The organism is Bradyrhizobium campsiandrae, from assembly GCF_014529705.1.
Classification (GTDB): Bacteria; Pseudomonadota; Alphaproteobacteria; order Rhizobiales; family Xanthobacteraceae; genus Bradyrhizobium; species Bradyrhizobium campsiandrae.
The window spans coordinates 113904-123884 of the sequence record NZ_JAANIH010000024.1 but is presented as its reverse complement, the minus strand read 5'-3'; the positions used below and the strand labels follow the sequence as shown (position 1 = coordinate 123884).

Genomic DNA, 9981 nt, shown 5'->3' with positions numbered 1-9981 from the left:
CTCTTGCGCCGGACCAAGCTCACCGTGCTCGACGAGGTCGCCAACGGCCTGTCGTTCTACGACTACACCTTCCTCCGCGAGGTGCCGCGGCTGGTCAACGCGCTGGAAGACCGGCTGGAGGAGGCCGGCGAGCAGGCGGCCAGCGAGCTCGCCTCTTTCTTAAGGATGGGAAGCTGGATCGGCGGCGACCGTGACGGCAATCCCTTCGTCACCGCCGACGTGATGCGCGGCACGTTGCGGCTGCAGTCGAGCCGGGTCATGCAGTTCTATCTCGAAGAGCTGCATGTGCTCGGTTCGGAACTGTCGATCGCAGCGCATCTCGCCGACGTTTCGGAAGAGCTGCGCAATCTCGCGGAGCGCTCGCCGGATACCTCGCCGCATCGGAGCGGCGAGCCTTATCGTCTCGCCGTGTCCGGCATCTATGCGCGCCTGACGGCCACGGCCGAAAAGCTCGCGGTCGAGATCACCCGCCGGCCCGTCGGCAAGGGCGCGCCCTATGAGAGCGTCAGGGAGCTGCAGGCCGATCTCGACGTGCTGCACCGCTCGCTGATTTCCAACAATGCCCGCGTCATTGCGCGCGGCCGGCTGCGGCAGCTGCGGCGCGCGGTGGATTGCTTCGGCTTCCATCTGGCGCGGCTCGACATCCGCCAGAATTCGGCGGTGCACGAACGCACCATTGCCGAGCTGATGGACGCCGCCAATCCCGGCATGTCGTATCTCGCGCTCGGCGAGGAGGCGCGTATTTCGCTGCTGACCAACGAGTTGCGGTCGACGCGCGCGCTGGTCTCGCCCTTCGTCAAATACAGCGACGAGACCATGGGTGAGCTCAACGTCTTCCATGCCGCCGCGGAAGCGCATGCGATGTTCGGCTCGGATGCCATTCCCCAGTGCATCATCTCGATGTGCAAGGGCATGTCCGACATGCTCGAGGTCGCGGTGCTGCTCAAGGAGGTCGGCCTCGTTCATCCCTCCGGGAAGAGCGCCATCAACATCGTGCCGCTGTTCGAGACCATCGAGGATCTGCAGGCGTCATCAGGCATCATGGACCGGATGCTGTCGCTGCACGATTACCGCCGCCTGGTCGACAGTCGCGGCGGCGTGCAGGAGGTCATGCTCGGCTATTCCGACTCGAACAAGGACGGCGGCTTCGTCACCTCGGGCTGGGAGCTCTACAAGGCGGAGATCGGCCTCGTCGGCGTGTTCGAGCGTCACCATGTGCGGCTGCGCCTGTTCCACGGGCGCGGCGGCTCGGTCGGCCGCGGCGGCGGTCCGAGCTATGACGCCATCATCGCGCAGCCGGGCGGGGCGGTGAACGGCCAGATCCGCATCACTGAGCAGGGCGAGATCATCTCGTCGAAATATTCCAACGCCGAAGTCGGCCGCAACAATCTCGAAATCCTGGCCGCCGCGACGCTGGAGGCGAGCCTCCTGCATCCGCGCCAGAGCGCGCCGCGCCATGAATATCTGACCGCGATGGACGAAATATCGAGTCTGGCCTTCAAGGCGTATCGGGGCCTCGTCTACGAGACCGAGGGCTTCGTCGATTACTTCTGGTCTTCGACCGTCATCAACGAGATTGCCACGCTCAACATCGGCAGCCGTCCGGCCTCGCGCAAGAAGACCCGCGCGATCGAGGACCTTCGCGCGATTCCCTGGGTATTCTCCTGGGCGCAGTGCCGTCTGATGCTGCCGGGCTGGTACGGCTTCGGCAGCGCGGTCGAGCAATGGATCGCGGAGCATCCCGACAAGGGCATGCCGTTCCTGAAGGAGCTCTACAAGGAATGGCCGTTCTTCCGCATGCTGCTGTCGAACATGGATATGGTGCTGGCGAAAAGCTCGATCGCGATCGCCTCGCGCTATGCCGAGCTCGTCCCGGACGAGGCGCTGCGCGAAAAGATCTTCGGCCGCATCCGCCGCGAATGGCATTCCTGCATCGAGACGCTGCTCGACATCATGGGCCAGGACCGGCTGCTGCAGGGCAACCCGCTGCTGGAGCGCTCGGTGCGTCACCGCTTCCCCTATCTCGATCCGCTCAACCACGTGCAGGTCGAGCTGCTGCGAGAGCATCGCGCGCAGAACCCGGACGAGCAGGTGCTGCGCGGGATTCAGCTCACCATCAACGGCATCTCGGCGGGGTTGCGGAATACGGGCTAGCAACGACACCCTCAGTCGTCATGGCCGGGCTTGACCCGGCCATTGACGCGCTTCAGCCATCGCGGACAGACGTGGATGCCCGGGTCAAGCCCGGGCATGACGAGGGAAGACGCGTTTGCTCAACAGAAATGCGCGCCTTGCGTCTCCACATAGACCGAATACAGCGACTGGCTCGCGGTCATGAACAGGCGGTTGCGCTTCTTGCCGCCGAAGCAGAGGTTGGCGCAGGTCTCGGGCAGCATGATCTGGCCGATGCGAGCGCCATCGGTCGGCGCGAACACCTGCACGCCGTCATAGCCCGGTCCGACCCAGCCGGCGCCGACCCAGATATTGCCCTCGGTATCGACCCGCATGCCGTCGGGGAAGCCTGACTTGCCGTCAAGCTTCATGTCGATCAGCCGCTTCGGGTTCGACAGCTTCTGACCGTCGAGGTCGTAGGACCACACCACGTTCTCCGCCTGCGGATAATGCGTGATGCCGGTGTCGCAGACATAGACCTTCTTGTAGTCGTGCGAGAAGGCGATGCCGTTCGGCTTGAACGGCTCGTCCGCGACCCTGGTCAGCTGGCCCGACTGCGCGTCGAGGCGGTAGACCGCTTCCTTCTGATAGGGCTGCAGCGAGCCGGTGTTGGCGAGCTTGCCCTCGTAGATGCTGATCGCGCCGTAGCCGGGATCGGTGAACCAGATCGACTTGTCGTTGGGATGCACGACCATGTCGTTCGGCCCGTTCAGCGGTTTGCCATTGGCCTGCTCAGCCAGCGTCGTCACCGAACCGTCATGCTCGTAGCGGACGAGACGCGTGCGCTCGGCCGTGATCTGGCGTCCCTCGGTGTCGAACGAATTGCCATTGGCCTCATTCGAGGGCTTGTGGAATTGCTCGGAGATGTGGCCGTCATCGTCGAGATAGCGCAACTGCCGGTTGGCCGGGATGTCGCTCCAGACGAGGTACTGGCCCTGCGCATTCCACGCAGGTCCCTCCGCCCACAGGCAGCCGGTGTAGAGCCGCTTGATCGACGTATTGCCGACTTTGGCCTTGAAGCGCTTGGGATCGATGACGACGATGTCGGGGTCGGGGTAGCGCTGTGGCTCGGCATTGGCGCCGTAGTCGCGGGCTTCGCTGCCCGAGGCGAAGGCGGCGGACGCAGCGAGCACCGCCGCGCCTTTCAGAATATCGCGGCGGCCGAGGCCGCCGGGTTCCGTTGCAGAAGAGAGATCGTTGGGCTTGGTCAGTATTCTTGTCATGGTTTCCTCCCAAGATTGTGTTGGGAGGACACCATTCGCCCGCATTCAGGCATAAAGCGGGGCGATCTCTGGACGAGGCAACCAGAGATCGCGGCCCAGGGATGCCAAAAATATGGCTAGACGGGATCCCACGGGAAGATGTCGGCAGAGCGGTCGAGCTTGTAGAACGAGCCTTTCAACGCCGGCATGCCGTGCTCCGCAATCGATTGCGGCGTCCAGCCCTCGCTCCGATGCACCGAGCGCAGCGGACGGTTCTGGCTGAACAGGAACAGCTCGTTCATGCGCGCGCCGAAGATTTGCCCGGAGACGTCCTTGGCGGCATCGGAGAGCAGATAGGCGCAGATCGGCGCGATCTTCTCCGGACCCATCTGCTTGATCTTCTCGACACGCGCCTTCTCGGCCTCGGTCTCGGTCGGGATGGTGCCGATCATGCGCGTCCAGGCGAACGGCGAGACGCAGTTCGAGCGGACGTTGAAGCGGCCCATGTCGAGCGCGATCGATTTGGAGAGCCCGACGATGCCGAGCTTGGCGGCGGCATAGTTGGCTTGCCCGAAGTTGCCGATCAGGCCGGAGGTCGAGGTGAAGTGCACGAAGGAGCCGCTTTCCTGCTCGCGGAAGATGCGCGCGGCGGCGTGGCTGACGTAGAACGAACCCATCAGGTGAACCTTGATGACGGCCTCGAATGCCTCCACGCTCATCTTGTGGAAGATCATGTCGCGCAGGATGCCGGCATTGTTGACGACGCCGTCGAGCTTGCCGAAATGATCGGTCGCAGTCTTCACGATCTTGCTGGCGGGAATCGCCTCGGCCACCGACTCGAAATTGGCAACCGCCGTGCCGCCGCGCTTCTTGATCTCCTCGACGACTTCCTCCGCGGGCGTTGCACTGGTGCCGGCACCGTCGGCGGCCCCGCCGGGATCATTGACGACGACCTTGGCGCCTTCGGCGGCACAAAGCAGCGCGATCTCGCGCCCGATGCCGCGGCCTGCGCCGGTGACGATGATGACCTTGTCCTGCAGTGATTTGCTCATGTGGGTTCTCCTGTTTTCTTACCTCGCCCCGCCTGCGGGGAGAGGTCGGATCGCTCTTGCGATCCGGGTGAGGGGGTACAGGTCTCGCGGCCATCTCATCCGTGGAGAGAGGCCCCTCACCCCAACCCTCTCCCCGTAACAACGGGGAGAGGGAGAGGCGGGCAGCTTGCTCATTTCTCGTTCGTAAACACGATCGTGCCTGATGCTGCGAACATGCCGCCGACGCCGTGGCACACCGAAATCTTCGCATTCGGCACCTGCGCCGGCGCGATGCCGCGCATCTGGCGCACGCTTTCCTGCAGCGCGTACATGCCATACATGCCCGAATGCATGTAGGAGAGGCCGCCGCCATTGGTGTTGAGCGGCAATTTGCCGCCCGGCCGCGTGTTGCCCTCCGCGATGAACCTGCCGGTCTCCTCATAGGGCATGAAGCCGAGATCGCCGAGGCCGAACAGCGGCAGATGCGCGAACGCATCGTAGATCATGAGATGATCGACATCCCCGTGCGTGATGCCGGCTTCCTTGAAGGCCAGTGGCCCTGCGGTCTTGAACGCGCGCGAGGAGTTGAAGGTCTCCATCTGGCTGACCATCGGCGTTTCCACGCTCTCGCCGGTGCCCATGATGTAGACGGGCTTGCGCGGAAAATCCCTGGCGCGGTCGGCCGAGGTCAGGATCAGCGCGCCGCCGCCGTCGGTGACGAGGCAGCACTGCAGCAGCCGGAACGGATAGGCGATCATGCGAGAATTGAGCACATCAGCGACGGTGATCGGGTCCTTCATCATCGCGCGCGGATTCTTCGCCGCCCATTCCCGCTGCACGACGGCGACCGAAGCGAGCTGCTCATGCGTGATGCCATAGGTCTTCATGAAGCGCAGCACGGGAATCGGGAACATGCTGGGCGGGCCGTAGACGCCGTAGGGCGCCTCGAACTGGCCGTTGAGGCTGTCCGCCGCCGTGAAGCGCGGCTGCTTGCCGATCATCGACTTGCCGCTCTCGGCATGGGTGATCAGCACGGTCTTGCAGAGACCCGCCTCGATCGCCGCCGCGGCGTGGCGGACGTGCAGCATGAACGAGCAGCCGCCGACCGAGGTGCCGTCCACCCAGGTCGGCTTGATGCCGAGATAATGACAGACCTGCTGCGGCGTTTCGACCGCGGTGGCAAAGCCATCGATGTCGGACAGCTTCAGCCCCGCATCCGCGATGGCATTGAGCGCCGCATCGGCGTGAAGCTGGAGCTGCGAGGCGCCCGGGATGACACCGAGCTCGGTGGTTTCGGCCGCGCCGACGACGGCAACCTGGTTCTTGCGCATGATCTAGCCCTTTGCCGGACGGAAGACGGGAAGGGCGATCTTGTCATCGAGCTCCTGGAAGGCGACCTCGAGTTTCATGTCGAGCTCCAGCGCCTCCGGCGTCTGCGGGCAATCGATGATGTTGCTCATCATCCGCGGACCCTCGTCGAGCTCGACCACGGCGATCGCGTAAGGCGGCGTGAAGCCGGGCGCGGCGGGGCGGTGGTTGATCACATAGCTGTAGAGGAAGCCCTTGCCGCTCGCCTTGAACACGGAGACCTTGCGCGAGGCGCAGGACGGGCAGAACGGGCGCGGCGGGAAGTAGACATGCGCGCAGGCATCGCAGCGCTGCAGGCGCAATTCGCCGGCTTTGGTACCGTCCCAGAAATGCTGGGTTTCCGGTGTCGGTTTCGGTCGCGCGCGCTGCGGTTCGGCCATCTCGGAAAACCTCCCAAAGGACAGGCCTCTCGCCTGTTTCGAACTTGATGCGACAATCGGCTATGGTGCGTCAACGGTCCAGCCGGCAGCATGCATGCCATCATGCGCACAATGCTTGTGTCGAACTGAGCCGGCGCTATAGATTGCGCGCGCAATATTCCGTGAGACAGACATGCCCGATTTTCCGACACTGGCGAAGCTCGCCGAGGACCTCGAAAGCGGTCGCACCACCTCCCGAAAACTGGTCGAAGCGTGCATCGCCAGGATCGCCGACCCCGCCGGCGAAGGCCAGCGCACCTTCATCCATGTCGACAAGGACGCCGCGCTCGCGGCCGCGGATGCGATGGATGCCTTGCGCAAGGCCAAGGCCGCGCCGTCGCGCTTTGCCGGCATCCCGGTCTCGATCAAGGACCTGTTCGACATCAAGGGGCAGGTGACGCGCGCCGGCTCCCGCGCGCTCGACGATTCGCCTGCGGCCGAGCAGGATGCCGCGACGGTGGCCCGGCTGCGCAAGGCCGGCTTTGTCGTGATCGGGCGCACCAACATGACCGAATTTGCCTATTCCGGCATCGGCATCAATCCGCATTATGGCACGCCGAAGGGCGCCTGGAACCGGGCCGACGGCCACGTGCCGGGCGGCTCGTCCTCGGGCGCGGCCGTCTCGGTGCTCGACGGCATGGCGCATGCTGCGCTCGGCACCGACACCGGCGGCTCCTGCCGCATTCCGGCAGCCTATAACGGCATCGTCGGCTACAAACCGACGCAGCGCCGCGTGCCGCTCGATGGCTCCGTGCCACTGTCCTTCTCGCTCGACAGCATCGGTCCGCTGGCGCGATCAGTCAGCTGTTGTGCCATACTCGATGCGGTGCTCGCCAACGAGCCGATCACGGCCCTGAAGCCGCGCCCCGTGAAGGGCATGCGGCTCGCCGTGCCGACCACGATCGCGCTCGACGATCTCGACGCGGAGGTCTCCGCGACCTTCGAGCGCGCACTGAAATCGCTGGCCGATCACGGTGCCATCATCGAACGCGTCGAGATGGCGGAATTCCACGACATCGGGCCGATGAACGCCAAGGGTGGTTTTGCCGCCGCGGAAAGCTACGCCTGGCATCGCTATCTCATCACCTCCAAGGGCGACGTCTATGATCCCCGTGTCTCCGTGCGCATCATGCGCGGCGAGGCGCAGAGTGCGGCCGACTATATCGATCTCCTTAACGAGCGCCGCTCGCTGATCGCCCGCGTCAATGCGCGCATCGCGCCCTATGACGCGCTGGTGCTACCGACCACCGCCAACACGCCGCCGAAGATCGCCGATCTCGCCGACGACAAGGCCTTCACCACGCAAAACCTGCGCGCGCTGCGCAATTGCACCCTCATCAACATGATCGACGGCTGCGCCATCTCGATCCCTGCGCATCGCGAAGGCGACGTGCCCGTCGGCCTGATGCTGGCAGGCGCGGGCGGCTCGGACCGCCGTATCTTTGAACTTGCTGCCGGCATGGAGGCCGTCATTCGTGTTTGATCTCACCTTCACCGTCGACGCCCAGGATACCACCACGCCGCTGACCCTGGCGGTCGACCAGATGGTCATCGCCGGCTGGACCGGCCGCGACCCTGTTGCACGCGACAAGCACATCAAAGAGCTGCAGGAGATGGGCATCGCTCCGCCGGCCTCGACGCCGATCTATTATCGTGCCTCGGCGCGCCGGCTGACTCAGGAAGACAGCATCGAATGCACCGGCGGCGATTCCTCCGGTGAGGTCGAGTTCGTGCTGATCGGCTGGCAGGGCCGCATCTTCGTCGGCTGCGGCTCCGATCACACCGACCGCAAGGTCGAGGCCTACAACGTCACCGTCTCCAAGCAGATGTGCGACAAGCCGATTGCCTCCACGCTGTGGGAGCTCGAGGACGTCGTCGGCCATTGGGACAGGATGATCCTGCGCTCCTACGCCACCATCAAGGGCGAGCGCGTGCTCTACCAGGAGGGCACGCTCGACGCGATGCTGCCGGTCTCTGAGCTGATCGCGCGCGGCTTCGACGGCGGGAAATTTCCCGACGGCTGCGCGATGTTCGGGGGCACCTTCGCCGCCAAGGGCGGCATCCGTCCCGCCGATCGGTTCGACTTCGAGCTCGAAGATCCCGTGCTGAAGCGGACGATCAGGCACGGCTACGACGTGGTGACGCTGCCGGTGCGGGGCTGATCTCTCTCCGCCGTCATTGCCGGCACAGCTCTCTCCACGTCATTGCGAGGAGCTCAGCGACAAAATTGCGTAGCAATTTTGCGCAGATGCGACGAAGCAATCCAGACTGGTTCCGCGGCGGGACTTCTGGATTGCTTCGCTGCGCTCGCAATGACGAGGAGATAGTCATCGGAAATCGGGTGGCAGGGTGAACGTCAAGCTGCGAAGGTGATTGCCATGACAATGACCGCACGAAAGCCAACCCAAATCTCCGTTCCCGACCTCCCCGCCCACGTCGACACCCTCGACTGGCCCGAGATCACCGCCGAGCTCGACTCCCAGGGCTGCGCCGTCCTGAAGGGCTTGCTCACCCCCGACCAATGCCGCGCCATCGCCGCGCTCTACCCTGACGACACGCACTTCCGCAGCCGCATCGTCATGGGCCGCCACGGCTTTGGTCGCGGCGAGTACAAATATTTCTCCTATCCGCTGCCCGATCTGATCGCGCAGTTGCGCCCGGCGCTCTATGCGCATCTGCAAGGCGTCGCCAACCGCTGGAACGAGGCGATGGGGATCGAGATTCGCTATCCCGCACAGCATGCCGACTTTCTTAAGCGTTGCCACGACGCCGGCCAGGCGCGGCCGACGCCGTTGCTGCTGCAATATGAGGCCGGCGACTTCAACTGCCTGCACCAGGACCTTTATGGCGAGCACGTGTTCCCGCTCCAGGTGGCGATCCTGCTGTCCGAGCCCGGCCGTGATTTCACCGGCGGCGAGTTCGTGCTGACGGAACAGCGCCCGCGCCTGCAGTCCCGCGCGGAAGTGGTTCCATTGACGCAAGGCGATGCCGTTGCCTTTGCTGTGCACCATCGTCCGGTGCAGGGGACACGCGGCACATACCGCGTTAATCTCCGCCACGGCGTCAGCCGGATCAGGTCCGGCCAGCGCCACACGCTGGGTGTGATCTTCCATGATGCCAAATGAGCGTTGCGATTGACGGCTGACCTTTTCGACAGCGTTGCCGAGGCGCAGCCGCCGCGCGAGGAAATCGCCGACGGCGCGGTGTTGCTGCGCGGCTTCGTCAGGCCGATCGAGGGCGAACTGATCGCAGCCGTCCGCGCCATCGTGGCGCAGTCGCCGTTCCGCCGCATGACGACGCCGGGCGGCTACCAGATGTCGGTCGCCATGACCAATTGCGGTGAGCGCGGCTGGATCACTGATCACACCGGCTATCGCTACGATCCCATCGATCCCAAGACCGGTGCGCCATGGCCGGCGATGCCGCCGGTGTTTTGCGATCTCGCCCGCCGCGCGGCCGAGCAAGGCGGCTTCAAAGACTTCGCGCCCGATGCCTGCCTGGTCAACCGCTACGAGCCCGGCACGCGGCTGTCGCTGCACCAGGACAAGGACGAGCTGGATTTTTCCGCGCCGATCGTCTCGGTCTCGCTCGGCCTGCCCGCGACCTTCCTGTTCGGCGGCCTTGCGCGCAGCGACAAGCCGCGGCGCTTCCGCCTGGTCCATGGCGACGTCGTGGTCTGGGGCGGCCCGTCACGGCTCGCCTATCATGGCGTTGCGCCGCTGGCGGAAGGCGAGCATGCGCTGCTTGGACGCATCAGGATCAATCTGACGTTTCGCCGGACGCGGTGAT

At 64.7% G+C, this 9981-nt stretch carries 9 protein-coding genes; 5 read left to right on the top strand and 4 right to left on the bottom strand.

Going from position 1 to position 9981, the window contains the following annotated elements:
* Positions 1–2154: phosphoenolpyruvate carboxylase (gene ppc / locus G8O24_RS19530; protein WP_188102088.1), on the top strand; the 2154-nt coding region annotated here is incomplete at its 5' end.
* Positions 2155–2273: 119 nt separating this feature from the next.
* Here the strand turns inward: ppc and G8O24_RS19525 are convergent.
* From G8O24_RS19525 to G8O24_RS19510, 4 genes are all read right to left on the bottom strand, one after another.
* On the bottom strand, positions 2274–3395 hold the full coding sequence (locus G8O24_RS19525; protein ID WP_188102086.1) for an SMP-30/gluconolactonase/LRE family protein: 1122 nt from the start codon (positions 3393–3395) through the stop codon (positions 2274–2276).
* A 116-nt stretch (positions 3396–3511) separates the two neighbouring features.
* Complete coding sequence (locus G8O24_RS19520) at positions 3512–4426, bottom strand: SDR family oxidoreductase (RefSeq protein ID WP_188102084.1); 915 nt, start codon at positions 4424–4426, stop codon at positions 3512–3514.
* Positions 4427–4596: 170 nt separating this feature from the next.
* A complete protein-coding gene (locus G8O24_RS19515; RefSeq protein WP_188102083.1) occupies positions 4597–5736 on the bottom strand; it encodes a thiolase C-terminal domain-containing protein in 1140 nt (379 codons plus the stop codon).
* A gap of 3 nt (positions 5737–5739) precedes the next feature.
* Entirely contained in the window at positions 5740–6153 is a 414-nt protein-coding gene (locus G8O24_RS19510; protein ID WP_188102081.1) for a Zn-ribbon domain-containing OB-fold protein, read from the bottom strand.
* A 172-nt stretch (positions 6154–6325) separates the two neighbouring features.
* Between G8O24_RS19510 and G8O24_RS19505 the strand changes: the two genes are divergently transcribed.
* The 4 genes from G8O24_RS19505 (at position 6326) to alkB (ending at position 9980) form a co-directional block, all read left to right on the top strand.
* On the top strand, positions 6326–7675 hold the full coding sequence (locus G8O24_RS19505) for an amidase (RefSeq protein ID WP_188102079.1): 1350 nt from the start codon (positions 6326–6328) through the stop codon (positions 7673–7675).
* Positions 7668–8354: a DUF2848 domain-containing protein gene (locus G8O24_RS19500; protein WP_188102077.1), complete on the top strand. Its 687-nt coding sequence runs from the start codon at positions 7668–7670 to the stop codon at positions 8352–8354. The genes G8O24_RS19505 and G8O24_RS19500 overlap by 8 nt, the downstream gene beginning before the upstream one ends.
* A 216-nt stretch (positions 8355–8570) precedes the next feature.
* On the top strand, positions 8571–9317 hold the full coding sequence (locus tag G8O24_RS19495) for a 2OG-Fe(II) oxygenase (RefSeq protein ID WP_188102075.1): 747 nt from the start codon (positions 8571–8573) through the stop codon (positions 9315–9317).
* A gap of 9 nt (positions 9318–9326) precedes the next feature.
* Entirely contained in the window at positions 9327–9980 is a 654-nt protein-coding gene (alkB, locus tag G8O24_RS19490; RefSeq protein ID WP_188102073.1) for a DNA oxidative demethylase AlkB, read from the top strand.
* The last annotated feature ends 1 nt before the right edge of the window (position 9981 follow it).

Bases quoted from the DNA above. Each gene is read 5' to 3' on its own strand.
- G8O24_RS19525 (WP_188102086.1), bottom strand. From the start codon at position 3,395: ATGACAAGAATACTGACCAAGCCCAACGATCTCTCTTCTGCAACGGAA.
- G8O24_RS19520 (WP_188102084.1), bottom strand. From the start codon at position 4,426: ATGAGCAAATCACTGCAGGACAAGGTCATCATCGTCACCGGCGCAGGC.
- G8O24_RS19515 (WP_188102083.1), bottom strand. From the start codon at position 5,736: ATGCGCAAGAACCAGGTTGCCGTCGTCGGCGCGGCCGAAACCACCGAG.
- G8O24_RS19510 (WP_188102081.1), bottom strand. From the start codon at position 6,153: ATGGCCGAACCGCAGCGCGCGCGACCGAAACCGACACCGGAAACCCAG.
- G8O24_RS19505 (WP_188102079.1), top strand. From the start codon at position 6,326: ATGCCCGATTTTCCGACACTGGCGAAGCTCGCCGAGGACCTCGAAAGC.
- G8O24_RS19495 (WP_188102075.1), top strand. From the start codon at position 8,571: ATGACAATGACCGCACGAAAGCCAACCCAAATCTCCGTTCCCGACCTC.